This window comes from Paenibacillus sp. FSL R10-2736 (genome assembly GCF_038000245.1).
Classification (GTDB): domain Bacteria; phylum Bacillota; class Bacilli; order Paenibacillales; family Paenibacillaceae; genus Paenibacillus_AQ; species Paenibacillus_AQ phytohabitans.
Map to the genome: position 1 here is coordinate 4,516,564 of NZ_JBBOBN010000001.1, position 24,582 is coordinate 4,541,145.

A 24,582-nucleotide genomic window follows, 5' to 3' on the forward strand; every position below is an offset into this window, starting at 1 on the left:
TTCAAGCCTTAGTGCCGCTTACTTGACGCTCCATTTTTCGATACGCTGCTGGATGCCTTCATTAATCCGGTCTTCGTAGGCCTTGATGTCCAGCTTGTGGATTTTGTCCACATAATCCTGCCATACACCTTCGAACTCTGCCGGACTGGCCATAATGGCTTTGGGCAGGAATTTAACCTGAAGGTCATTCAGCTTGGACTGTGCAAGCTGAGCTGGCGAACCATCCTTAAGCACGATGGAGTACGCCGGGAAGTAGATATTGTTCTCTTTGGGTTCCTTGAAGAATTCAGACCAGGATTTCTTGTTGTACGCCTTCAGAATCTTCTGGTCATACGGCTTCAGGCTGTCGAAGAATTCCTGTGGCTGCGTACCCGGATCTGCTGCATTTCCGTCGCTGTACGTACCTTGAATTTTAGGCATATAACCGTGCATACCTGTGATTTTGTTAGCTACCTGCCAGCTTGTCTTGTCAGCGTTTGCCCGTTGTTCCGGTGTCCGGTAGAACGAACCGTCCGCATTCACTTCATAATCCTCACCCTTGACTCCCCATTGGATCGTCTTCTGCCATTCCTCAGTGATCATCTGATCCCAGAATTTGATAATGCGCTCAGGGTCCTTGGCATTGATCGAAATGCCGAAGCCGCGGTTGGTGCCGACTGCTCCGCGGTCACGGTACCATTCTTCAGCACCCGGATAGAGCAGAGGGAAGCCGATGTACGTATCTTCGATTTTGCCCTGGGAGATCAGGGAAGTCTCACCGTCCTGGAAGTTCCAGTGCTGGTCAAACATACCGACGACCTTGCCGCTTGCGATTTTGGCCAGATACTGGTCATAGTTCTGCACGAACGCTTCCTTATCCATCAGCCCTTGAGCGTTAATCTCATTAAGCTTCTTGTAGTAATCCTTGGACATATCCTTGTCGGCAAAAATCTGCGCTACATTGTTGTCTACAATAACCGCTCCGTCATTCGGATGTCCTGACAGATGCTCAGGCGCATTCTGCAGCGGGAACACACGCCAGTCGAAGTTGAGCGATTCGAACCCGATGACATCCGGGTGTTTTTCTTTATATTTGGCAATGATATCGAAATATTCATCAAGGGTCTTAGGCGTTGGATAGCCCATTTCCTCCAGTACCTTCTTTTGCAGCCAGAAGCCGGGTCCCTGGTAAGTCGGTTCAGTAATTTTACCTTGATATACGCCATAGCTTGGCAGTACATAGATGTGACCGTCACTCTCATCCTTGATCTGGTTCCACACATCGGCATAATGCTTCTTCAGGTTGGGCGCGTACTTCTCAATCAGATCCTCAAGCGGAATGTAAGCTTTGGCATTGATCAGCTTGTCGTCCCCTGACATGATGTCCGGATAGTCACCTCCGGCAATCATGACGCCCAGCTTCTGCTGCAGGTCGCCGACCAGGAATTCCATATTGAAGCTGACCCCGGTTTTTTCTTTCATCAGTTTGAGAATTTTGTTGTCAGGCGTAGGCTGCTGCCCGGGACCACTCATAAATACCGAGAATGTTACCGGAGCATTATCGTCTCCGGCTGCCGCCGGACTGGCGTTTCCTCCACTGGCGTTATCTTTGCTTCCGGTGTTGCTGCTGTTGTTGCCAGAACCACAGCCTGTAAGTGCCAGTGTGAGTGCTAATACACCGGCTGCCGCGGCCTTGGCTGAACGTTTTGCCGTTTTGTGCATGTTGTTATGCCTCCCCTTTTTGGCTAATCGCTTATGCTTATAAATTCTCTTGTTGACATCTCTAATTATACGTTTTCAGAATGCGCTTACAATTCATAAACTATAGTACTTCCCCCCCGAAAATTCGATAAAAAGAAAACGCTTGCTTGCTGTGCGGCAACTGAATTTCCGTTCTTTAGCACAGGAGCAGCCAGCGGTTGATGAGCCGCTCCCGGTATTTCACATGACTTAATGCACCCGCTGGCGATTATACGGCTGCAGCTTTAAATGAAGAACAAGACAGATAGTTTACACCTTTCTCTTGCCTGCGCACATCGGACGGATTCAGGGGCACTTTTGCTCCTCATTTCTTCCTTGTCGCCGACTTTCGGCGGATTCAGGGGCACTTTTGCTCCTCATTTCTTCCTGTCGCCGGCTTTCGGCGGATTCAGGGGCACTTTTGCTCCTCTTTTCCTCCTGTCGCCGACTTTCGGCGGAATCAGGGGCACTTTTGCTCTTCGTTTCCTCTTGTCGGGTAGCGTCAAGAAGTTTGTGTAAGAGAGTAGAAGTACCTCCCCGGGTTACGGGTTGGGGGTGCAGGTGTTTCTGGGGGTCGGGGGAACCCCGACCCCCAGAAACTGGATTCATCCGCTATTCTTCTTCGGGTGTGGGCAAGGAAGGGTAGCGTGCTTCAAATAACTCGTTTAGCTTCTTTTTGACGGGTTCCATCCCAAAGCCAGGAACGACCCGCTGCCCATGACGTTCATTGTAGTCAAGCATTTCGAGATACACGATTTTCTCTGCCGCATCCATATTCGTCAAACTGTTCATCGGTTTAAGGCGTTTGCGGATTTCCTTGTTCATTCGCTCAATCGGATTCGACGTATAGATCGCTTTGCGAATGGGCTCCGGGTACTTGTAGAACGTCAGGAGTGTGCACAACTGCTCCTCCCAGGACTTCATTTCTTTCGAATACAGCTTGTTCCACTTGGCTTTGACCGTATCAAAGTTAGCCCGGGCCACGACCTCATCCGGTGCGGTATACACGGTCTTCAGGTCTTCAAGGACATCGGTTTTGTGCTCGATCCGGATTTTGGGGAACGTGGCCCGCACCTTGTGCACCACACAGTGCTGCACATCCGCCTGCGGGTACGTCTCTTTAAACGCCGCATCCAGCCCGGGAAGCCCGTCAAACACACCGAGCAACACTTCCTGCGCTCCACGGTCGTACAGGTCTTTAAGGACCTCACGCCAGCCGTTCGAACTCTCTTGACCGCCGACGTAGAACCCTAGGATTTGACGTTGTCCCTCTTCGTCAATCCCCATCGCAAAATAAACGACCTCACCGCGGACCGTACCCCGTTTGAGCTTCACGTACAGCCCATCCAGGTAGATCACGCTGTAGCGCTTGCTCAGCGGCCGTTTCTGCCACTGGTGGATGTCGTCCAGGACGGTAGCCGTAATGTTGCTAACGGTCGTTGGAGAGTAATGGCTTCCAAACATACTTTCAATAAACCGGGCCACATCCCGCGTCCCCATGCCGCTTTTATACATCTGGATGACCGCTTCCTCCAGCCACCCGTCCCGCCGCTGGTACGGCTCAAACATCTGAGTTTGAAACAATCCTTGGCGGTCGCGGGGGACCTCCAGGTCCTCTAGATTGCCGTATTTCGTGTGCAGGTTTCGGGTGTAGTATCCGTTACGGCTATTGCGTGTACCTGCTTCCTCGCTCGCCATGAACGCCTGCATTTCTGCACGCATGATGGACTCCAAGTGGTCTTTCACAAAATCGTTAACAAGTTTTTCAAATAGATTATTCAGTGAGCTTTCGGGTAAAATAGTCATTGGTAGGGTTCCTCCTTGGTGGTTTCGCAATCCTGAGGATACCCTACTTTTTGCCTGACTAGGCTCCAAATACTGGTACACAACTTATTTTACGCCATCTCTTGTCGCCGACTTTCGGTGGATTCAGGGGCACTTTTGCTCTTCGTTTCTTTCTGTCGCCGACTTTCGGTGGATTCAGGGGCACTTTTGCTCTTCATTTCCTCTTACCGCCCGCTTTCGTTCCTGAACATCGCCGACTTTCGGCGGAATTAGTGGGATTTATCCCTTCATTCCCGTGCATCGCCCACTTTCGGCGGAATTAGTGGGATTTATCCCTTTCATTCCCGCACATCGCCCACTTTCGGCGGAATTAGTGGGATTTATCCCTTTGATTTCCGCGCATCACCCACTTTCGGCGGAATTAGTGGGATTTATCCCTTTGATTCCCGCGCATCACCGACTTTCGGCGGAATTAGTGGGATTTATCCCTTTCATTCCCGCACATCGCTCACTTTCTGCGGAATTAGTGGGATTTATCCCTTTCATCCCTGCGCATCGCCTACTTTGGGCGGGTCTATTTTATACGCAGAATTTCCTGCATAATCACAGAAAAGGATTGGCGCAAATGCGCCAATCCCAGCACAATCTTCTATAATCATCCGCTCTGCCAGCTTCCTGTTTACGCAATTTTCTATAATCATCAACTCTGCCAGCATCCAGTTTACGCAATCTTCCATAAACTTCTATCCTGGCAGCTTCCGGCTCACGCTTACCGGGTAAACGTATAAGAGCTTCCCGCTTCCCCTGTGAACGAAACGGAATCCAGGCCCGGACCTTCGATCCGGCAAGGACCGGATACGGTACATGATACCACCGCTTCCGTAACGAGTCCATCGGCCCACGAGAAGTCGAGGGTATAGCCGCCTCTTGCCCGCAGCCCCTTCACACTGCCCTCGCTCCAGCTTGCAGGCAGCGCGGGCAGCAGTCTGATGCTATCCGTGTGACTCTGCAGCAGCATCTCGGCAATTCCCGCGGTTCCTCCGAAATTCCCGTCAATCTGGAACGGCGGATGGTTGTCGAACAGGTTAGGCAGGGTCGAATGCTCCAGCAATGCCCGTACATTCGTGTAGGCTTTGCTCTCGTCCTGTAGTCTGGCCCAGAAGTTAATGATCCAGGCCCGGCTCCAGCCGGTATGTCCGCCGCCGCTTGCGAGTCTGCGCTCCAGCGTAGTCCGGGCTGCTGCAGCCAACTCCGGCGTATGCTCCACCGTGAATGCGTCCCCGGGGTACAAAGCAAACAGATGGGAGATATGACGGTGTCCCGGCTCCACCTCTTCGTAATCCTCCATCCACTCCTGAATCTGGCCGTATTTCCCGATTTGCGGTCCAGGCAGCCGGCCCAGCGCAGAGCGCAGTTCTTCGCGGAATGCCTCGTCCCGGCCGATAATCTCGGCACTGCGGACGACGGCCTTGAACAAAGCTTCAATGATCTGGAAGTCCATGGAGGCTCCGGCGCACAGCACGCCCGATTCTCCACCAGGCAGCCGATACGTATTCTCCGGCGAGACAGACGGGCAGGTAATCAGCCGGCCAGCCTCATCCTCTATCAGGTAATCCAGCAGGAACTGCGCAGCTTCCTTCATGGTATCGTACGCCTGCGCCAGATAATAACGGTCCTGGCTGAACTGGTAATGCTCCCACAGATGCAGGCACAGCCATGCCGCGCCCAGCGGCCAGAAGGACGCCGACATATAGGTATCCTGCGGAGCGGTATCTGCCCAGATGTCCGTATTATGATGCGCTGTGAAGCCTCCACAGCCGTACATTACCCTGGCCGTCACCCGTCCCGGCTCCCGCATCCTTTCAATCAAATCGAACAGTGGCTCATGGCATTCCGCAAGATTGCAGATTTCAGCAGGCCAGTAGTTCATTTGCGCATTGATATTGATCGTGAATTTGCTGTCCCAGGCCGGGGTGAAGCTGTCATTCCAGATTCCCTGCAGATTCGCAGGCAGAGAACCCGGACGGCTGGAGGAGATCAGCAAATAACGGCCATACTGGAAATAGGTTGTGATCAGCCCGTGATCCTCCTCCCCTTGCTGAAACCGCTTCAGCCGTTCGCCGGTCGGCAGCCCGTGTAGCTGCGGGTTCTCGGGGAGCGTCAGCGCAACCCGCCCGTATAAGCTGCAGTAATCCGCAATATGACGGGCCAGAAGCTCTTCATAGGGAACCCGGCTCAGTTCTTCAAGCTGCATCTTGGCATGCAGTGCCGGATCGGGATGGCGATATGTGGTTCCTGCGGCAAGCAGCAGCGTAACCGAGCTGGCCCCCTCCACAAGCAAATATTCTCCGATATTTCGGCAGGTGCCGTCTTCCGTTACTGCCTTCAATACGGCCGCGAAGGAGCTGCCTCCCCGGCCTCCGCATTCTCCGCCCATCACGAGTCCATCGTCCTGCCACTTCTCCGTCTTCTCCAGCATTCTCCAGTTCTGGCGGTTGAACCTGGCCTTCAGGGAGATTGCGTTCTTCCGGTCGGAGGTCAACCGGACCACTATGGCCTGATCCGGGAAGCTCGCAAACAGCTCGCGGGTATACCGGACCCCGCCGGTTGAATAGCTCACCCGGGATACGCCGCGCTCCAAATCAAGCTCCCGTCTATAATCCGAAGCCGGCTGCTCATGCCCGCTGAATGACAGCAGCAGCTCGCCCAGCGGCAGATAATGGCGCTGCGCTTCCGGCAGTCCCGTCATCGTCATCGCGGCGAGTTCCTCCGCCTCCTTCAGCTTCCCCTCAAGGATCAGCTTGCGGAGCTTGGGCAGATGAGGCAGCGCGTCTTCGTTGTTGCGGTCACGCGGACCTCCGTACCATACAGAATCCTCATTGAGCTGCAGCTTCTCCTCGGCTGCCCTGCCGAAGATCATGGCTCCGAGCCGCCCGTTGCCGATCGGCAGCGCCTCATTCCATTCCTGCGCCGGTTCACTGTACCATAACCGCTGCCGGCTCTGTTCCTTGCTTGTCATCGCTATTCCGCTCCTTCGTATTTAATCCAGCTCTACCAGTGCCTTGATTACCTTGGACTCCGGATTCAGCCAGCGCTCGAACTGGCCGGTCATATCTTCGAATGAGCAGCGGTGGGAAATATAGCTGTCCACCTCAATATAACCGTCAGTGATGGCCCGAATCACCTGTTCAAAATCCTCCCGGGTCGCATTTCTGCTCCCCTGCACGGTCATTTCCCGCGCATGGAAATCCGGATCATTAAAGGTTATATCACCTTTGACCAAGCCGACATAAGTCAACGTCCCTCCATGCCCAACCAGGCCGAAGGCACCCTCCATCGAAGAGATATTGCCGGTGGAATCAATGACATATGGCAGGAAGTTGCCTTCTGTCAGCCCGGATAGCTGCTCCTTCGGTTCGCGCAAGGCACTTACCGTATGCTCCGCCTGCGACCAGCTTTTGCAAAATTCCAGACGTTCATCGTTGACATCCATCGCGATCACCTGCGCACCGGCATATCTGGCCATCGCCATCACGCCCAGTCCGATAGGACCGGCTCCGATAACCAGCACTTGATCACCTGATCCCAGACCCGAACGCCGCACGGCATGCGCCCCGATAGCCAGGGGCTCCAGCATAGCCGCCTGATCCAGCGTCAGTCCGTCTGTCTTCAATAGATTGCCTACTGGCAAGCTCACCCGCTCCCGCATTCCGCCGTCCAAATGAACACCAAACACTCTCATTTTCTTACAGCAGTTCGTTGTGCCGCTCAGACAGGCCCGGCACTCTCCGCAATGCAGATAAGGGATCACACTTACCTGATCACCGGCCCGCAGCCCTTGCGGATTGTCGCCAATGCGCTCAACCGTCCCGGACAGCTCATGCCCAAGCACACGCGGATAAGTGAAATAAGGCTGATTGCCCCGGTAGGCGTGCAGGTCTGTGCCGCAGATTCCGATCCGCCGGATGCTTACAATGGCTTCTCCGTCCTGAAGCTCCGGCTCCGGCAGATCTTCCCGGTATACGAGCTTCCCGATCTCCTCACAAATAATTCCCTTCATTATAAGAAATCTCCGTTCCGGCCTTGCATCACGTTCCACTCCGGCTGGCCGCTCGGCCAGGTTGCCCCGTCGATAGGCTTCAGGATGTCCCGTACCTCCGCCAGTAATTGTTCATCCATCGGCTCTTCCGTCCATTTAATATTGTTGCGGATATTCTCCGGTGTCGCGGTGCTTACGAGCGTTGTCGGAATCTGTTCATTCGCTGTAGAGAACTGGACCGCCAGCTTGGCGATGTCCTCTCCGTTGTCCCGGCAATATTCAGCGGCGCGCCGACACGCGGCCTGGATCTCCGCACTCGCCGGATGCCAGTCAGGCACTTTACGGTTGCTGAGCAGGCCCATGGAGATAGGCGAGGCATTAATTAGTCCCGTGCCGCGGCTCTTCAGCAGCGGAAGGAGCTGAAGCAGTGTCGTGTCATTCAGCGAATAGTGGCAGTAGGACAGGATTACATCCAGAGCGGTCCGCGACAACACGGTCTCGAAGATTGGAAGGGGCAGGCCGGTCACGCCGGAATAACGGATTTTGCCGGATTGCTTCAACTCCTTAAGCGCTGGAATTCCCTCTTCCATTACCTGTTCCAGAGAGCCGAATTCAATATCATGCAGCAGCAAAATATCCAAATAGTCCGTCCCCAGACGGCCCATACTCTCTTCGGCGCTACGGATAATCCGCTTTCTGGAGAAATCAAACTCATCCTGGCCGTAACGTCCGGCTTTCGTACTCAGGATGTAGCGGTCCCGCGGCACAGTCTGCAGCGCTTCTCCCAGAACAGTCTCCGCTTTCATCAGACCATAATAGGGAGAGACGTCGATGAGGTTGATCCCCATATCAAGCGCCGTGTGAACCGTGCGGATTCCTTCTTCCTTGGGAACATCCCGGAATACGCTCCCCAGCGACGATGCCCCGTAGCTTAATACAGAGACATCCAGCCCTGTATTCCCCAGCTTTCTGTATTTCATAGCGTTCTACCTCCTGTAGTTTGATATTGCACTTATGATTTGAACTTGAAGCTTCATCGTCACAGCGGTGAACATTTGGACTTCCGGCGCTTCTTTTGCTTTTTGTTTATTTCTTTAGTGCTTCTTATATAGCGTATCTAACTTGTAAAATCTCACGGCATTCGCCCCAAAGACCGGCTCCATCTCTTCCGGCGACATCCGCTCCTTCAGTGCCGTCCGCAAGATCTGAAGCACCTCATCATAGGTTGCCGCCATCAGGCACACGGGCCAATCGCTGCCGAACATCACCCGCTCCGGTCCGAACAGCTCCAGCACCGCATGGATATAAGCCGTGAAATCCTCCTGTGTCCAGCCCTGGGGACCGGCTTCCGTTACCATCCCGGACAGCTTGCAGCAGATATTCGGGTGCTTCGCAATCTCCGCCATCCGGCTTCGCCACGGCTCTAATTGGCCCGCTTCAATCGGAGGCTTGGCCAAATGGTCGATGACCCCTCTTAGACCCGGAACCCGATCCAGCAGCCCTATGAGCTGCGGAAGCTGATCTGCCAGAACCAGCAGGTCCACGGGGACATCCTCGTCCGCAAGAAATGAGAGCGCTTCTATATATGGACGGGTCAAAAGCAGACCGGGGTCCTCCATCTCCTGGATCATCACGCGAAGACCGGTGAACTTCCGGTGCCTGCGAAGCTGCTGATATTGTTCCCGGAAGGACGGGCCTGCAAGGTCCAGCCAGCCAATCACACCGGCTATGGAATCCGCCTGTTCGCTGAGTCCCAGAATGTATTCCGTCTCCTCCACAGTCGGCGCAGCCTGTACCACAATCGAGTGGCTAATCCCGTGCTTGTGCAAATGCGGTTCAAGGTCAGCGGGCAGATAATCCCGGAACAGCACCGGAATATCCGGTGTAATCCATCCGTAATCGTCCCTGTCTATCTTCCAGTAATGCTGATGAGCATCAATATACATCACAGCACCTCCATTCCACCTTATTTTAAACATCCGATAAAGGAATAAAAATAGCTTAAACAAACAAATTTATACCTTATTTTGATATGATAAGGATAAGAATTCATAGCCTTAGCTAAGGAGGCCGCGTCATGGAACCGATCCGCAAGCATTTCGACAATGAATTGCCGTTCTCTCTGCTTCTGGACTACAAGGAGACCAAAAGCCCGCAGCGCGAGCTGCCCGACCATCAGCACGACTGGTACGAATTCATATACGTATACGGCGGCAAAGGCACCTTTTTCATCGATCAGACCTTTTATGAAATGCGCCAGGGGGATGTTATCGTCGTTCCCGGAAACACGGTGCACCGGGGATTCCCCGACAAGGAGGAGCCGGTGACCTCTTCTGCCGTATTTTTCAGCCCGGGTCTTGTTCTTAACCATACCTACAGCGAATCTTATGCATATCTGAAGCTGTTTGACGCGGCCAAGAAGAATAAGCAGTACAAGTACACCCTATCTCCTGAACACGCCGGAATCTTACAAAACGATATCGATGTCATCCACGGTGAACGGGAGCAGAGCCGTCCGGACGGCGGACAAGCCCTGACGCTGCTGCTCCATCTCACGCTGCTTCACTTGAACCGCTACTGCCTCCCGCAGGCTGCCGAGCCGGTAACCTCAAGCGCCTTGCTGCCGGACTGGTTCCGTGAGGCACTCAGCTATATCAACGACCACCTGGATCAGCCGCTGGAGCTGTCCTCATTGGCGGGGCGGGCGGCGATCTCTCCGGCCCATTTCAGCCGGGTCTTCAAGCAGCGTCTGGGGATGAATGTGACGGATTACATCGCGACCAAACGGATTTTTGCCGCCAAGGACTGCCTGCTGCAATCAAACTATACCATCGAGCAGATCGCTATGGCCTGCGGCTTCGAGAGCATGCCCCATTTCTACCGTACATTCAAAAAGATCACGAAAGTGACGCCGGCCGCCTACCGGAGAAACAGCAGAACGCATTGAGGGCTTCAAAGTCAAAGGTTCAGGTCTGCTTCCCGGACGGTTACAGCTTCACCCTCATAATTTACAATACAGCTTCCGGCCTGTCCGGCGATCTCTACAGTAAATTGTCTGACCGCCTGCATACCGGCATAATCTCCTGCCCGCTTCCCAATCGTCAAGCTACGTTCCGCTTCGCTCCAGGTCATCAAGATCATGGAATAGGAGCCGTGCTCATAATTGTAGTTATCCCCTTCATCTTCATACAGGGTGAAAGAGACATCCTTGCCTCCGTATACCTTGAGGCTAATCACAGCATCCGGCTGTTCATCCGTATATTGAATCTCCGGGCCAAGCGGAACAATCGAGCCGGCGCGGACGAAGAGCGGAAGTGTCTCCAGACCGGCCTTGGCTTCAATCGTCAGGCCGCCCTCTATCCGTTCATCGCTCCAGTAATCGTACCATTCCCCGGCAGGCAGATAGACACTGCGCAGCTTGCGGACTCCCTCAAGCTCAAGGGAACCGGGACCGTAATACATTGCCCCCGTTACGGGAGCTGCCATGAAGGCCGGACCGAACATGAACTGGTCGCCGATCGAATGGACCTGCACATCTTCCCGGTAGTCGAAGGCAAGCGCACGGAACAGGGTATAGCTGCGGTGTGCGACGGCTCCGGCCAGTGAGTAGATGTATGGCATCAGCCTATAACGGAGCTTCAGATATTTCACAAGCGTATCGTACATCGGCTCTCCCTCTTCTCCGAACTGCCACACCTCTCTTGGCGTATCCGTCCCATGGGAACGGTACATCGGCAGGAAGGCCCCTAGCTGGAACCAGCGGACGTACAGCTCACGGTATCCGAGATCGGCAACCCCTTCGTCATAATCTCCGTTCGAGAACCACTGCTCCTTCTGCTTCTTCACGAAAAAAGCGCCGATATCCAGTGTCCAGTACGGAGAGCCTGTCAGGCAGAAGTTAAGGCCGTCGGCAATCTGCTTCCTCAGCGTCTCCCAATTGGCCGCGATATCGCCTGACCATGTAACCGTGCCGTACCGGTGCTGCCCCGCGAAGGCGGAGCGTGTCAGATTGATCACCCGTTTCTCTGAGGTCGCTGCACGCTGGCCTTCATAGATGCCTTTGGAATGCTGCATGGAATAGGCATTGATCAGCCCCGGATCGAGATAACGTTTGGATTCCGAGGTGTTGATCAGCAGGCGCTGCTCCGGTTCCGGCTTCACCACACCCTTCCAGTCCGCCTCAAAAGGCTCCGTGCAATCGCACCACCAGGCATCGACCCCGTGGGAGAACAGCCCGTCATTGGCCTGCTTCCAGTACAATTCGCGCGCTTCCTCCCGGAAGGCGTCATAAGTAGCCTGATTGCCGAGCAGGAAGCCGCGTTCCTTCATCTCCTCATGGTTGGCCCCGCCCGCGCCCATAATCGGCCAGATGGATACCATGAGCTTGGCATTCATGGCGTGCAGGCTGTTCATCATCTGCGAGGGATCAGGGAAACGTTCGGGATCGAAGGTCTTTTGCCCCCACAGATTCCCCGTCCAGGACTGCCAGTCAAGCACAATACAATCGAGGGGAAGCGACCGCTCACGATACTCCTGCACTGTGGCAATGAGCTCTGCCTGGGAGATGTACCTTTCCTTGGACTGTACATAACCGAAGGACCACTTGGGAAGCATCGGCGCTTCCCCGGTCAGGTAACGGATTCCCCCGGTAATCTGATCGAACTCCGGCCCGTAAATGAAATAATAATCCATTTCTTCATCCGCATCACTCCAGAGATAGGAGCCAAAGGCATCATCATGGAAGGTCATGTACGACCCCGAATCTACCAGAATCCCGTAACCGCGCGTAGATACAAGCACCGGAACAACCGCTTTCATATTCTGCTGATACAAGTATTGCTGCCGGCCCCGGAGGTTCATCATCCCTTCCTCGTGGGAGCCAAGTCCATATAGCGCTTCGTCTTCCTGCCATTCAAATTCCAGCTTCGTATGAAAAGCCTCTCTGTCCAGCCTGCGGTTGACCCCTTCGGCTCTCGCGCGCAGACCATCGGCCCCCTGACCGGTCTCAACCGTATCTGCCGAAGCATCGAAGACCGTATGATAGACCTCTGTCCGCTCCAGGGTTTTGCCGCCTCTGGACGGCTCCCGTGTCAGCAGCCTGCCATCCGCATCCCAATAACTGAACGCGCAGGTTAACTTGTCCACCTTAATCTTAAGAAGCACTGTCGAAATTTCCAGATGGCCGGAGTGTTCCTCAATCGTCCACTCTACACTCTCCGCCTCCGGGCGGCTCACTACCATAAGACTCTCTTTCCCGCTTAGCTCCGCATTCAGGGTATACCGGATTCTGGCAATGCCTGGCGTATACATGGCCATGGCGATATGCATAATCCCCTCTGTAGTCTCCAGCCTTACGCCATCTGTACCGGAGTGTGTAGCGATCAGATTCACAATAGTTCCACCCTTCATTATGACTTCCTTTGATTATAATGATATTATTATTAATATCCGTTATCTAGCATATATTTGTGCTTTATAAACACAATATTGCGATTCGCAGGAGGTAATCATGTACGAACACCGTTACCGTGAGAACAAGCTGCATGGTCAGCCTGAATTCCCGCTTCATATCTACCGGGTGGAGCATCAGGCCCGCGTTCATTCGATTCTACCCGTGCATTGGCATAACGAGATGGAGATCATTTATCTGGCGGAAGGCCGGGCTACCTTCTATATCGAGAGCCGGGAATTCACCATTCAGGCAGGCGATGCCCTGATCGTTCACCCGGGGGAACTTCATTCGGGCATGGATACCGTCTCAGGCGGCACCTGTTATTACTCCATCGTGTTCAAATGCTCCTGGCTCTCTTCACCGTATCCGGACCGGGTGCAGTCGTTGTTCCTGGACCCTCTATTGCAGGGGACAACCCGGCTGCCCGCCTTGTTATCTGCTGCAGATGATACCCATACTCCATTGCTCTATCTGATAAAAGAACTGCTGAACCGCTATGAGCATCAGTCTGCGGCGTATGAACTGAGCTTGAAGGCTCACCTGCTGCTGTTCATTGCAGACAGCTATCAATACGGGCTCACCCGAAAGAATCCGGAGCCGGAGCCCCGTCACAGGCGCGAATACAACCGGCAAATTAGGGAAGTGCTGAGCTATATGGAGCAGCATTCCCGTGACAGGCTGGAGCTGGATCAGCTTGCCTCCGTTGTATCGCTTAGCCGCTCGCATTTCTGCAAGTTTTTCAAAGCCCAGACTGGTATGCGCCCAATGGAGTATTTGAACTATATCCGCATCAGCCAGGCGGCCAGTCTGCTCCGCAGCGGATCATACAACGTGCTGGAGGCTGCACTGGAGTCAGGCTATCAGCATGTCAGCTACTTCTCGAAGTGGTTCAGGCATTATATGAACATGACGCCTTCAGACTACAAGGCCCGTTATTCTTCCGGGGTGTAGCGGTAGTGCGCTTAGCATAGCTACCTTCATAGCGGCTCGCTCCCTGCTTCCTGCTTACAGCTTGCAGCAACAAAAAACAGCACCCGGGAACTTCCAAGTGCTGCTTGTGCATCAAGCCATATTCAGCATATTCTCCGGGTTATTCCAGCGTAAACGAAGCAAGCTGGGCGCCGCCGTTGCCGGTGTACGTGAAATACAGCGTCTGAACGCCGTCCGGAATCGCCACTTCCGCAGTGTATTCTTTCCAGACATTCGTGAACCCTACCGGGATACGTCCGAGTGCCGGGCCGTCCCAGGCCGCTTTCACCTCGAACTCGCCGTGGCAATAACCGCGCACCTTAATGGAGACCCGGGTAACCCCTTCACACTTGAAGTATTTGAATCCGGCGGTAGCCGAATCGGTCATATTGGCAATATAGCCGATCTCTTCATCGCCATCCCTGCCGTCCTGGGTTATCTTCGGGAACCGGCTGTCCATCCAGGCACCAATCGGGCCGAAACCTCCGGTGTACATCTCCTGATCCTTGCAGAACAAATGGCAGGCCAGATAGGCCGGATATTCGCCGCTTCCTTGGAGCGGGCCTCCGTTCGGACCGCAGGAGGTCATCTCCACCTGGGGGATCGTGCCATCTGCGCGGAATTCAATCCGCTCAATGCAGCCCTGGCGGGAGAACGCTGTCCCGTTGGTATGGCGATGGTAGAAGATATACCATTCTCCATTAACCTCTACGATACTGCCGTGATTATTGCCGCCATAATACATCGGCTGGTCCGCAGGCTTATACGTATCAATATGCAGGTCGCAATTGCTTACAATGACTCCCTGATAGACGAAGTCCCGGGTCGGATGCTTACTGGTCGCATAACACAGCTCATGCATCGAGATCGAAGAATAGATCAGGTAGTAGATATCCCCTCTTTTGCGGATAGACGGGGCCTCGAAGAACTCATAGCCTTCAAATCCTGTCCCCCCGCTGTAAGGCTGACTCGGCGCTACGAACACAGGCTCCTCAATAATCGTAAGCATATCGGGACCCAGCACGGTAGCCATGGCGCCATGTCTGGACTTGTCCCCGTATCCGCAGAAGCCGGTGTACAGGTAGGTGGTGTCTCCTTCGGTCAATACCCCCGGATCAAACTGCGGCTCGTCGCCTTCCCGTTCGCCCAGACGCGTACCGTCACCGTAGGTTACATAGCCGTAGAATTCATATTTGCCGCCCGGCTTGCCGCAGACAGCCACCGATACGACAGGAACCTTGTCCAGTACATAGTAGAGATAATACCGTCCGTCCGGCCCCTTCGTCACATCCGGTGCATAGAGGCACATGCTGCCTTCCGGGTTCAGCGGGTCATCCGTAGTCCGGTAGATCACACCTTCATACTGCCAATCGGCCAGATTGTCCTCAGGAGCAGACCAGCAGGCATAGTCGTTCAGACAGAAGGCGTGTCCGTTAAACCGGTCATGTGAGCCATACACATACACTCTGCCTTCAAATACATAAGGTTCAGCATCCGGAATATATTCACAGGATGGCAGATACGGATTGAATCCCTGTTGTTGCGTCATTTCTGTTGTCCCCCTAGTTGTTCGTTATATACATGGATATGTCGGGCTACGCCAGCACCGTCACCTGTATGTCCCTTTCCCTTTCAGTATAGAGAAGCCGCTTTAGCGAAGTCCATGACATATAGACACCTAAGATTGATCTATCCTTAGATGATTGGACGCGGCCGGACTCACCTATAAATTTCAAGGAAAACGCTTTAATTTCTATACTGCCGGTTATGTTATACTTTGGGCAAAATGCTATCCATTGGAGGATTGTTATGAATTTTTTCACAGAAGGCTCCTTTTATACGGGAAAATACAGAAACCTGTTCCTTGAGAACGGCCTGTCGCCAGAGGCCATTGCTCAGAGACTTGAAGATACGTGGAACGAGCTTTTCTACGGCGCTCCCGGGGTCCGAATCTACCATCCTATGGGTGACGATAAGGGATATATCGTAGATACCGGCAATACCGATGTGCGTACCGAAGGCATGTCCTACGGGATGATGATGGCGGTTCAAATGGATAAAAAGGAGGAATTCGACCGGCTCTGGAAGTTCGCCAAGGTCTATATGCAGCATACGGAAGGCCGTTACAAGGATTATTTTGCCTGGCACTGCAAGCTGGACGGCACGCGGCTGTCTCCCGGTCCGGCGCCGGACGGTGAAGAGTTCTTCGCCATGGCGCTGTTCTTTGCATCGGCGCGCTGGGGCGACGGCGCCGAGCCGTTCAACTATTCCGGGCAGGCCAGAATCATTCTCCGCGCCTGTGTACACAAAGGCGAAGACGGAGAAGGCGATCCCATGTGGGACCCTGCAACCCGGCTGATTAAGTTCATTCCCGAGACCCCCTTCAGCGACCCTTCCTACCATTTGCCGCATTTCTATGATTTATTCGCTCTGCAGGCAGATGAAGCGGACCGGGCATTCTGGAGGGATGCGGCAGCCCAAAGCAGAGCCTATCTGCATAAGGCCTGCCATCCCGAAACCGGCCTGTCGCCGGAATACGCCAATTATGACGGGACTCCGGCTGAACCCCAGCCGCACGGTGACTTCCGCCACTTCTTCAGCGATGCATACCGGGTCGCCGCCAACATCGGGCTGGACTATGAATGGTTCCGCTGTGACCCTTGGCAGGTGGAGCAGTCTAACCGGATTCAGGCGTTCTTCCGTGACACCAAGCCTGAGGATTACCGGCGTTATACCATTGACGGGCAGCCGTTTGACGAGCTTTCCCTGCATCCGGTCGGCCTGCTGGCTACACTGGGTATGGCCTCGCTTGCAGCCGATGGACCGGATGCCGGGCCTTTCGTCAAGCTGTTCTGGCATACGCCGCTTCGTACAGGGGAGCGCCGGTATTACGACAACTGCCTGTACTTCTTCACTATGCTGGCGCTGAGCGGAAACTACCGGATTTATAGATAGACAGGGAACCCGCTCCTGACAGGGGCGGGTTCTTGTATTCGCTATGCTAGTACGCCATGTCTGCCAGGAGGAGAACGCGATGGCCCTTATACACTATGTTGAGTGCAATACTTCACACGCCGGTAATTTTGTTATTGATGTTCCCGTAGGCTCTCATTGGCTGCTTGTTATTACCAAGACTCCAGCAGAGTTCTGGGTACATGGCGGACTTAAGCTCTATCCCGCTCACAATGTAATCCTCTATCGTCCACAGCAAAAAGTCTATTACCGGGCCAGCGCCGGTCAATTCGTCAATGACTGGCTCCGCTTCGAATCCGATGAACCTTATATCACGGAATCTCCGCTTCCTTTTGGTGTGCCCTTTGCGTTAAGTGACCCTGACTACTGCCAAAAGCTGCTTGAGCTGATGGTCAGCGAACACAATTTCAACCGGAATTGCAAAGAATCCTCCATCGATTATCTGCTCCGGACCTTATTCAACAAACTGTGGGAATCCTATTTCCAGGATAATATTACACCTCAATATTACAAATTGCTGAAGCTGCGCACGGCTATTCAGAGCAACCCCGGGGATTACTGGACCGTGTCAAAAATGGCTGATTTTCTCCTCATTAGCCCGGGCTATCTTCAGAACATTTACAAAAAAACATTCGGAATCTCCTGCATGGATGATGTCATCAGCAGCCGGATCCGTATGGCCAAGGAATACCTCATTCACAATGCCCAGAGCATTGCCGATGTGGCTTCAAGGTGCGGATATCAGAATGTGGAACACTTCTGCCGGCAGTTCAAGCAAATGACCGGGCATACGCCGAGAAATTTCCAGAAGCAGGCCAAACGCTAGAATTGGAGCTCTTCAATCAAACCGGTTTATTCGCGGTTCCTGAAATATTGCTGAACAAGGAAATTCATCATGGCCTCCGGTTGTTGTCCGGAAAACTCCGCCTTGTCTGCAAACAGCATCCCGTACGGCGCGTCCGGGGTATACGGCTCCCACCGGGGTAATTCCGCTCCTGTGGAGTCTGGGCCGTTCGGGTCTCCGGAACGGATGAAATGGGCCCAATAATTGCACATCTGCCGGGCCAAATCATAATGCTTGCCGGTAAAAGGCCTCCAGCATTTGGCGAGCGTCTCGAAGAAGAACCAGAGATCTACAGAGTGGAAGGTGCCGGGATTATCCCAGCCCGGTATTTCAGCATCGAAATTATAATAGTAAAGCGGAGTTTCGCTGCCGGTGTCGGCATTGGCCCGCGCAGCAATGCGAATCGCATATTCTATTCCGCTAACCGAAGCTCTCTGTCTGGCTTCCTCTATTGGAACGGTCTGATCTCCGCAAAGCTCGAGGAATGTACCGGCATCCTCACCGAACATGTCTGCGGCCAGCTTCTTGAGCTCGTCGAATGTCCCGGCGTCCGGGGTACTAAAGAACTCCGAGGAGGTATGACCCAGCATTACCGGTACCTTCAAGCGCTTGTTCTGAAGAAACAATTCGAACGGGTTGCCTGTCTGGAATCTCTGGTCTGCAACCGTGCCCCAGAATCCCCCGTACTCTACGGCCTTGTCCCGAAGATAGACCGCATCCAGCTGCCGGGCTTCTGCAAGTGAGGATACGCCCAGGTAATTGAAGAACCGGGTACCGTCATGCTCAGCCTCCTGCAGATCACTGCGGTGAGGAGGCAGCAGGGTTCCCGGATACAGCTTTGTGAAAATCCCGCTTTCAACAATCGCCCTCTGAAATAGACCTTCGTTCTGTGGTGAAGTGAGCTGGCTCATGACACTCCCGCCGCCGGCTGACTGTCCGCCGATGGTGATATTGTCCGGATCGCCTCCGAATGCCGCAATATTGCGCTTCACCCAGCGGGTCGCTGCCTGTTGATCGAGGTTGCCAAAGTTGGCGGGCGCCTCCGGCGCTTCCGCTGTTATTTCCGGATGGCAAAGAAATCCGAAGGCATTCAGGCGGTAGTTGATTGTCACTACCACTATGCCTCTGCGTGCAATACGTTCACCGTCAAATTCCATCTCAGCCGGATGGCCTACCTGCAGGCCTCCGCCAAAATACCATACGTATACGGGGAGCTTCTCGTCCGGAAGTTTAGCTGGTGTCCATACGTTCAGGTACAGACAATCCTCGCTCATTGCGATGTCCGGTTCTACGGCCCATTCGCGGGTATAGATGTTATTATCATCCAGCTCTTGCCTCACCTGCATGGAGACCGCTGCGAACTGGTAAGCATGCAGCACACCCTCCCAGTCTGCAGCCGGCTGCGGCGCCCGCCAGCGGTTGTCGCCTATAGGCGGAGCAGCGAAGGGTATCCCCTTGAAGCTTGTAATCCGGGGATCGGCTGCCGGCAGTCCCTGGACTGTCCCGTTTTCGACTTTTACTATTCTAAGCATGTTACCGGCTCCTTTGTGAAGATGAATTCGTTTTCATTAACTTATACTTGAAATTCTAATTTACCGCCCCATCTAAAACAATGATCTAAGCCAAATCATATTTGATGTATTCTAACATTCGAGTGAATCAGAGTTTATGGCTCCACAAAAAAATCCCCCAACGGGTAAGCCGGCGCGTAAGAACATCTTACAGATGTCTTCGTGCGTTTGGCTTCCGTGAGGAGATTTTGCTGAGGAAGTGGTTATTCCGGAAATCCGCCGCTTAAAAAGATATTCGATCTGCCAGCCGGGACAGCAGCGGCAGCCGTCTTCCCCGCAGCAGCGTGTAGACCGGAGCGATAATTAGAACGGCAAGAAGAATGTAAACCAGATAGTATCCGGCATAGAAAGTGATATAATTGATGCCCGGTATGAAATACAACAGCGGCAGTACGAATTTTATAAGGGTAAAAACAACAATGAGTGTAAGAATCACCTTCAAATGATCCTGCAAATATGTATTCGTGATGAATAAATAAATAACACTGAGAATGACAAAGAAGTAGGACAACTTCAGATACGGACCCACCAGCATTGTATATTCATAACCGCCAGACTTGGAATAAATATTGTACAGAACTGGTACCGCCGCCAGAATATAGAGCATAATCATACCTAGCTTAGCGGTTACCACTGGGCCGGAATCATGGTTACTGCCGGAAGACAATTTGACGCTCTCCTGCTCCGCCTTCCCGGCCGGTTCTTCAGGTTCTGCCGGCGGCAGTTTAACCAGAAACAATACCGTCAGCACGCTGACAACCACTGTATAGATCAGATTGGTTGGCCGTAGAATCTGCGACGGGTGCAGGCATAGCTGGTACAGAATAGATATCAGCTCCACGGACAGAAACATCAGCACCAGACTATGCCTTCTCCCAAACCATATCACGCATACAACTGCAGCTATGGCTGCTACTATCGATATTAAGCCAGCCATACTACCGCTAGAACTTTGGTTGTTGTCGATATAAGCGATAAAGCTATAAAACCGGTTACTGAAAAGAGTGAACAGAAGCTGCAAACCAAATAATACATACACTATCGCATTGAGCTTACCCGGGCGAACTCCGCCTGTTTCCAAAGTCATCTTCCCTTTCAAATATAAGGATATACGACCTTTATTCTCTACTCCAGACGATTTCTCCTGCTTTATTGATCAGACATGCGGATTGTTCATTGTTGATATTTGTGAACCCTTTGCCTGCTCCGGCTTTGAAATCCCGTACCTCTGAGAAAGCAGGCTTTACGATCACATCACCTGCCACATTTTTGAAGCCGTATCCGCCGTCCTTATAAGAAATCATGCCATCGCCATAACCATTAATTTGCTCGGCACCCGGAATAGCAATAATATTCCCATTAGCATCAACAAGCCGCTGCTTGTAATCGTGTTCGCCCCCGCTCAGCGTCAGCACAATATAACCGTCATGGAACTGCCCTACGAACCCATTACCAGTACTGAATTCAGGCTTCAGAATCAACTTTCCTTTGGTATCGAGGAGACCGCTTTTGCCGTTCAATGCCGCGGTAGCAACGCCTTCGGAGAACGAACTCGCAGAGTCATAGATTGGCTTGATTGCCCAATTCCCTTTATTGTCGATAAAGCCGGTCCGGATGACGCTTTTACCGCCGCTTGTGGTACGTACAGTAACGAGCGCCAGACCATTCGAGAACGACTCGCTATTCTGCAGCCCGGATACGCCTGGTATAACTATTTTTCCACTGTGGTCGATGTACAAGGTTTTGCCTCCGGCTACCTTCGCGAGCCCATCCGAGAAATCATACACACGGCTGTAGATTGCCGGAATGACGATCTTGCCTGCACGGTTCATAAAGCCCATTTTCACTGAAAAGCCGCCGCTTCCCGTCTTGACCATATCCTTGAACCAGGCCAGCCCCTCATAGAACTGTCCCACTTGATAATGCGGCGTATCTAACACCAGTTCTCCTGCCCGGTTCATGAAACCAGCCGTATAGGCGGATGTCTTCACCGGAAGCAGTTCTTCATAACCAAAGTCATACACCGGAGTATTGGAAGTCCGTAGTTGCTCCTGCCCCTGATTATTAACAAATACCGTTTTGCCCTTATCCATGAAGTTGAACCAATACTTCTGCTCCAGCTGCTCCTGGGCATCGCCTGACACGGGACGAAGCTGAATCAGATTTGTCCCGGGAACTGTAGAGTGTCCTTGACCGCCCATGGCTCCTGCCAGCGCCAGATCAATAAACCATGCACCGTTGTAGTTGCGGGGAATCTGCGCCATCAGCTGCGTTTTCGAACCGCCGTCATAATCGAGCAAAGCTGTTTTGGTGCCCAGCCGGACTACGGCTCTGTGCCCTTCCGCATTCTTAAGCACAATTTCCTTATTGCTTACGGACACAAAGGTATAGCCAAACCGCTCCGCTATCGGGCGCAGGGGCACCATAACCACTCCGTCAATCTCAATTGGCCCCTCCGGAAAAAATAAATGCTCGCCCTGGTCAAACACCTCCCAGCGGTCCGCATGGGCATATGCGCTGCCAAGCCCGAAGAAAGCGGCCAGCGCGAACAAACCCGCTGCCAAAACTGCCGCCAGCCGGTGATTCTGAATAAACGAACGATGTGAGTACATAGAATAAATCCCCCTGTGAAATGCTCCGAATGGATGATACTGGAATCTATTCTTTTAGACGCGAGTATTGTGAATTAGTTGCTGAGCTGCAATACTCCGGATTAGCCTACCCTCTATGCACCTGTGACTGGCGGAGGATAACCTGCTCCCGGTTCGGGCCGACAGATACCGTCGTAATCCCCACTCCCAGTTCTGATTCTATATAATCGATATAATCTCTTGCGGCTTCCGGTAAGTCTTCCAGCTTTGTAATCTGCGATATATCGCATTTCCAGCCCGGAAACTGTTTATATACGGGTTTGGCCAGGCTTAACTTATCCTGGTAAGGGAATTCGTCTACGACTTCCCCCCCGATCTCGTATCCCACACATACCGGAATCTCATCTAAATAACCCAGGACATCCAGGTTTGTAAGCGCTACGCTGGTTGCTCCCTGGATTCTGCAGCCATATCGCGTCGCGACCGCATCAAACCAGCCTACTCTCCTAGGCCGTCCTGTTACCGCTCCGTACTCACCGGCATCTCCACCCCGGCTTCGAAGCTCATCGCCTTTGCTGTCTTCCATTTCCACAACGAATGGCCCTGCACCGACGCAACTGGAATAAGCCTTTGTTACCGCTACGATCTTCTCAATCGAATACGGCGGAAGCCCGGCCCCTACTGAAGCATATCCGGCAAGTGTAGAGGATGAAGTCGTGAAAGGATATATCCCATGGTCAGGATCTCTAAGCGCCCCAAGCTGTCCTTCCAGCAGAATCCCTTCTCCATTCCGATAGGCATTATGCAACAACGCTGTTGTATCGCACAGGTAAGGAGCGATAGCCTCTGCCTGCTCGCTTAACTTGGCTAACCACTCCTCTACCTGAATCGTTGACTGTCCATAAAGATGCCGGAGCAGTATATTTTTACTCTCCAACAGATTTTCCAAACGTTCACGAAGATAAGCCTTGTTGAATAAGCCGGAGATTTGAATTCCAAGCTTTGCATATTTATCGGAATAGAACGGGGCAATCCCGCGTTTCGTCGAACCGAAGCTGCGGCCTCCTAACCGGTTCTCTTCGAGCTCGTCCAGCAACCGGTGCACTGGCAGTACAATTTGGGCTCTCTCCGATATTCGTAATTGAGGGGCCGGGACTCCTCTAACGGTTAATGATTCCAGTTCATGCAGCAGCACTTCGATATCCACAGCCACTCCGGGGCCGATAACATTCACCACATTGGAATAGAAAACCCCGGAAGGAAGCATCCGCAGCGCGAATTTCCCGAAAGGATTAATTATCGTATGTCCTGCATTGCTTCCGCCTTGATATCTCACCACATAAGATGAAGCAGCTGCCATCATGTCCGTCACCTTCCCCTTGCCCTCATCTCCCCAATTTGCACCCACGATTGCTGTTACTGTCATATTCATAGCCTCCAATCCTAATTTGCTTACAAAACTAATGATAATCTAAGCAAAGTATATTAGAATAATGCATATTAGTAATACTAGGTATAAAGAGAGGTAATATGAATGTCTATCAATTTGGAATGGTACCGAGTCTTTTATTGGATTGCCAGAACTGGCAGCTTATCGCGGGCAGCAGAGCATCTTCATATCACTCAACCGGCTGTCAGCCATACCATTAAACAGCTGGAGAACTCCCTTGGTGGACAGTTGTTCTTCCGCACTGCTAAAGGAGTCATCTTGACCAAGGAAGGCGAGGTACTGTTTCATTACCTGGAGCAGGCTTTCAATTTCGTAGATATCGGAGAAAAGGCCCTTGCAGAGATGAATAACTTGAACAGCGGAGAAATCGCAATCGGGGCAAGTGACACGTTGTGCAAATATTTCCTGTTACCGTATCTGGAGCAGTTTCATGCCCTGCACCCCCGGATCAGAATCCGGGTCACTAACCGGACGACACCAGAGACAATAACGCTGCTTAAGGAAGGAAAAATCGACTTCGGTATAGTCAGTCTGCCTGCCTCTGACAAACAGGTCGAATTCTACGAGAGCCAACCGATCCAGGACAGTCTTGTCGGGGGAAAGGACTTTCAGAATTTGGCGGCAGAAGGCCCGCTTGCCATCGAAGCCCTCCATCACTATCCTCTGCTGATCCTGGAGCCGGGAAGCAGCACAAGACGTTATCTGGATCATTATGCCGCTTCATGTGGAGTAAAGCTGGAGCCTGAATTCGAGCTGGGAAGCGTGGATCTTCTCGTGCAATTCGCCAGCAGCGGATTTGGTCTTGCTTTTGTCGTGCGGAATTACATCACCGAGGAGCTGAAGTCCGGTAAGCTCTTTGAAATCCCTTTGAAGCCACCGATTCCTGAACGGCGGATCGGGATTGCGACGCTGCGGGGAGTCCCTCTATCTTCGGCGACCCGGGCTTTCTTAGAGCTATTACCTAGAATGACCTGAATACGTTCAGGCAAATCGGGTAGGCAATCATAATCCAATCTTCCACTCCGTGTCTCCCTTTGTTACGCAGGAAATTACATTAAATTTGTATGATTATAATTTTCATATCTTCAATTAATGCCAAAAGCTGTCGATATACATGTGACACCTATTTTTGCGCAGCATATTGAGGAGTGGGAAACATGAAAGACACACAGAGAAACCTGTTGGGGAG

At 52.7% G+C, this 24,582-nt stretch carries 18 protein-coding genes; 5 read left to right on the forward strand and 13 right to left on the reverse strand.

Going from position 1 to position 24,582, the window contains the following annotated elements:
- Window positions 1-18: 18 nt before the first annotated feature.
- The 7 genes from NSQ73_RS19770 to NSQ73_RS19800 form a co-directional block, all read right to left on the reverse strand.
- Window positions 19-1,701 carry an extracellular solute-binding protein gene (locus NSQ73_RS19770; RefSeq protein WP_340946717.1) on the reverse strand — a complete coding sequence of 561 codons (1,683 nt, stop codon included), beginning with the start codon at window positions 1,699-1,701 and terminating at the stop codon, window positions 19-21.
- A 630-nt stretch (window positions 1,702-2,331) separates the two neighbouring features.
- Window positions 2,332-3,525, reverse strand: coding sequence for an IS256 family transposase (locus NSQ73_RS19775; protein WP_042133759.1), 1,194 nt, complete (start codon window positions 3,523-3,525; stop codon window positions 2,332-2,334).
- Between the two features lie 521 nt (window positions 3,526-4,046).
- Entirely contained in the window at window positions 4,047-4,241 is a 195-nt protein-coding gene (locus NSQ73_RS19780; protein WP_340987821.1) for a hypothetical protein, read from the reverse strand.
- 32 nt (window positions 4,242-4,273) lie between these two features.
- Window positions 4,274-6,523, reverse strand: coding sequence for a glycoside hydrolase family 95 protein (locus NSQ73_RS19785; protein WP_340987822.1), 2,250 nt, complete (start codon window positions 6,521-6,523; stop codon window positions 4,274-4,276).
- Window positions 6,524-6,544: 21 nt separating this feature from the next.
- Window positions 6,545-7,564 carry a zinc-binding alcohol dehydrogenase family protein gene (locus tag NSQ73_RS19790; RefSeq protein ID WP_340987823.1) on the reverse strand — a complete coding sequence of 340 codons (1,020 nt, stop codon included), beginning with the start codon at window positions 7,562-7,564 and terminating at the stop codon, window positions 6,545-6,547.
- Entirely contained in the window at window positions 7,564-8,523 is a 960-nt protein-coding gene (locus NSQ73_RS19795; RefSeq protein WP_340987824.1) for an aldo/keto reductase, read from the reverse strand. The genes NSQ73_RS19790 and NSQ73_RS19795 overlap by 1 nt, the downstream gene beginning before the upstream one ends.
- Window positions 8,524-8,637: 114 nt before the next feature.
- Window positions 8,638-9,489 (reverse strand): amidohydrolase family protein, encoded by an 852-nt coding sequence (locus NSQ73_RS19800; RefSeq protein ID WP_340987825.1) that lies wholly within the window; start codon window positions 9,487-9,489, stop codon window positions 8,638-8,640.
- A gap of 131 nt (window positions 9,490-9,620) precedes the next feature.
- Between NSQ73_RS19800 and NSQ73_RS19805 the strand changes: the two genes are divergently transcribed.
- Window positions 9,621-10,490 (forward strand): AraC family transcriptional regulator, encoded by an 870-nt coding sequence (locus NSQ73_RS19805; protein WP_340987827.1) that lies wholly within the window; start codon window positions 9,621-9,623, stop codon window positions 10,488-10,490.
- An 11-nt stretch (window positions 10,491-10,501) separates the two neighbouring features.
- Here the strand turns inward: NSQ73_RS19805 and NSQ73_RS19810 are convergent, their stop codons facing one another.
- The gene (locus NSQ73_RS19810) at window positions 10,502-12,952 is read right to left on the reverse strand and encodes a glycoside hydrolase family 31 protein (protein WP_340987828.1); all 2,451 of its coding nucleotides are present in this window, start codon (window positions 12,950-12,952) and stop codon (window positions 10,502-10,504) included.
- 100 nt (window positions 12,953-13,052) lie between these two features.
- Here NSQ73_RS19810 and NSQ73_RS19815 point away from each other — a divergent pair, with 100 nt between their 5' ends.
- Window positions 13,053-13,946, forward strand: coding sequence for a helix-turn-helix transcriptional regulator (locus NSQ73_RS19815; protein ID WP_340987829.1), 894 nt, complete (start codon window positions 13,053-13,055; stop codon window positions 13,944-13,946).
- A gap of 139 nt (window positions 13,947-14,085) precedes the next feature.
- Here NSQ73_RS19815 and NSQ73_RS19820 read toward each other — a convergent pair whose 3' ends face one another.
- Window positions 14,086-15,513 (reverse strand): family 43 glycosylhydrolase, encoded by a 1,428-nt coding sequence (locus NSQ73_RS19820; protein ID WP_340987831.1) that lies wholly within the window; start codon window positions 15,511-15,513, stop codon window positions 14,086-14,088.
- 260 nt (window positions 15,514-15,773) lie between these two features.
- On the opposite strand from NSQ73_RS19820, the gene NSQ73_RS19825 reads away from it, so the two are divergent.
- Both NSQ73_RS19825 and NSQ73_RS19830 read left to right on the forward strand, forming a co-directional pair.
- A complete protein-coding gene (locus tag NSQ73_RS19825) occupies window positions 15,774-16,919 on the forward strand; it encodes a glycosyl hydrolase family 8 (protein ID WP_340987833.1) in 1,146 nt (381 codons plus the stop codon).
- A 79-nt stretch (window positions 16,920-16,998) separates the two neighbouring features.
- Complete coding sequence (locus NSQ73_RS19830; RefSeq protein ID WP_076244356.1) at window positions 16,999-17,763, forward strand: helix-turn-helix transcriptional regulator; 765 nt, start codon at window positions 16,999-17,001, stop codon at window positions 17,761-17,763.
- A gap of 26 nt (window positions 17,764-17,789) precedes the next feature.
- Here NSQ73_RS19830 and NSQ73_RS19835 read toward each other — a convergent pair whose 3' ends face one another.
- The 4 genes from NSQ73_RS19835 to NSQ73_RS19850 form a co-directional block, all read right to left on the reverse strand.
- Window positions 17,790-19,313: a carboxylesterase/lipase family protein gene (locus NSQ73_RS19835; protein WP_076244353.1), complete on the reverse strand. Its 1,524-nt coding sequence runs from the start codon at window positions 19,311-19,313 to the stop codon at window positions 17,790-17,792.
- A 262-nt stretch (window positions 19,314-19,575) separates the two neighbouring features.
- Window positions 19,576-20,211, reverse strand: coding sequence for a hypothetical protein (locus NSQ73_RS19840; RefSeq protein WP_340946741.1), 636 nt, complete (start codon window positions 20,209-20,211; stop codon window positions 19,576-19,578).
- 259 nt (window positions 20,212-20,470) lie between these two features.
- A complete protein-coding gene (locus tag NSQ73_RS19845) occupies window positions 20,471-21,964 on the reverse strand; it encodes a WG repeat-containing protein (protein WP_076244349.1) in 1,494 nt (497 codons plus the stop codon).
- Window positions 21,965-22,070: 106 nt separating this feature from the next.
- On the reverse strand, window positions 22,071-23,369 hold the full coding sequence (locus NSQ73_RS19850) for an adenylosuccinate synthase (RefSeq protein WP_042135883.1): 1,299 nt from the start codon (window positions 23,367-23,369) through the stop codon (window positions 22,071-22,073).
- A gap of 108 nt (window positions 23,370-23,477) precedes the next feature.
- On the opposite strand from NSQ73_RS19850, the gene NSQ73_RS19855 reads away from it, so the two are divergent.
- The gene (locus NSQ73_RS19855) at window positions 23,478-24,368 is read left to right on the forward strand and encodes a LysR family transcriptional regulator (protein ID WP_336103247.1); all 891 of its coding nucleotides are present in this window, start codon (window positions 23,478-23,480) and stop codon (window positions 24,366-24,368) included.
- The last annotated feature ends 214 nt before the right edge of the window (window positions 24,369-24,582 follow it).

Excerpts from the sequence above, each read along its gene's own strand:
- NSQ73_RS19785 (WP_340987822.1), bottom strand. The coding sequence starts at position 6,523 with ATGACAAGCAAGGAACAGAGCCGGCAGCGGTTATGGTACAGTGAACCG.
- NSQ73_RS19845 (WP_076244349.1), bottom strand. The coding sequence starts at position 21,964 with ATGTACTCACATCGTTCGTTTATTCAGAATCACCGGCTGGCGGCAGTT.
- NSQ73_RS19825 (WP_340987833.1), top strand. The coding sequence starts at position 15,774 with ATGAATTTTTTCACAGAAGGCTCCTTTTATACGGGAAAATACAGAAAC.
- NSQ73_RS19810 (WP_340987828.1), bottom strand. The coding sequence starts at position 12,952 with ATGAAGGGTGGAACTATTGTGAATCTGATCGCTACACACTCCGGTACA.
- NSQ73_RS19855 (WP_336103247.1), top strand. The coding sequence starts at position 23,478 with ATGTCTATCAATTTGGAATGGTACCGAGTCTTTTATTGGATTGCCAGA.
- NSQ73_RS19775 (WP_042133759.1), bottom strand. The coding sequence starts at position 3,525 with ATGACTATTTTACCCGAAAGCTCACTGAATAATCTATTTGAAAAACTT.
- NSQ73_RS19830 (WP_076244356.1), top strand. The coding sequence starts at position 16,999 with ATGGCCCTTATACACTATGTTGAGTGCAATACTTCACACGCCGGTAAT.
- NSQ73_RS19795 (WP_340987824.1), bottom strand. The coding sequence starts at position 8,523 with ATGAAATACAGAAAGCTGGGGAATACAGGGCTGGATGTCTCTGTATTA.
- NSQ73_RS19815 (WP_340987829.1), top strand. The coding sequence starts at position 13,053 with ATGTACGAACACCGTTACCGTGAGAACAAGCTGCATGGTCAGCCTGAA.
- NSQ73_RS19820 (WP_340987831.1), bottom strand. The coding sequence starts at position 15,513 with ATGACGCAACAACAGGGATTCAATCCGTATCTGCCATCCTGTGAATAT.
- NSQ73_RS19805 (WP_340987827.1), top strand. The coding sequence starts at position 9,621 with ATGGAACCGATCCGCAAGCATTTCGACAATGAATTGCCGTTCTCTCTG.
- NSQ73_RS19850 (WP_042135883.1), bottom strand. The coding sequence starts at position 23,369 with ATGACAGTAACAGCAATCGTGGGTGCAAATTGGGGAGATGAGGGCAAG.
- NSQ73_RS19800 (WP_340987825.1), bottom strand. The coding sequence starts at position 9,489 with ATGTATATTGATGCTCATCAGCATTACTGGAAGATAGACAGGGACGAT.
- NSQ73_RS19780 (WP_340987821.1), bottom strand. The coding sequence starts at position 4,241 with ATGGAAGATTGCGTAAACTGGATGCTGGCAGAGTTGATGATTATAGAA.
- NSQ73_RS19770 (WP_340946717.1), bottom strand. The coding sequence starts at position 1,701 with ATGCACAAAACGGCAAAACGTTCAGCCAAGGCCGCGGCAGCCGGTGTA.
- NSQ73_RS19790 (WP_340987823.1), bottom strand. The coding sequence starts at position 7,564 with ATGAAGGGAATTATTTGTGAGGAGATCGGGAAGCTCGTATACCGGGAA.
- NSQ73_RS19835 (WP_076244353.1), bottom strand. The coding sequence starts at position 19,313 with ATGCTTAGAATAGTAAAAGTCGAAAACGGGACAGTCCAGGGACTGCCG.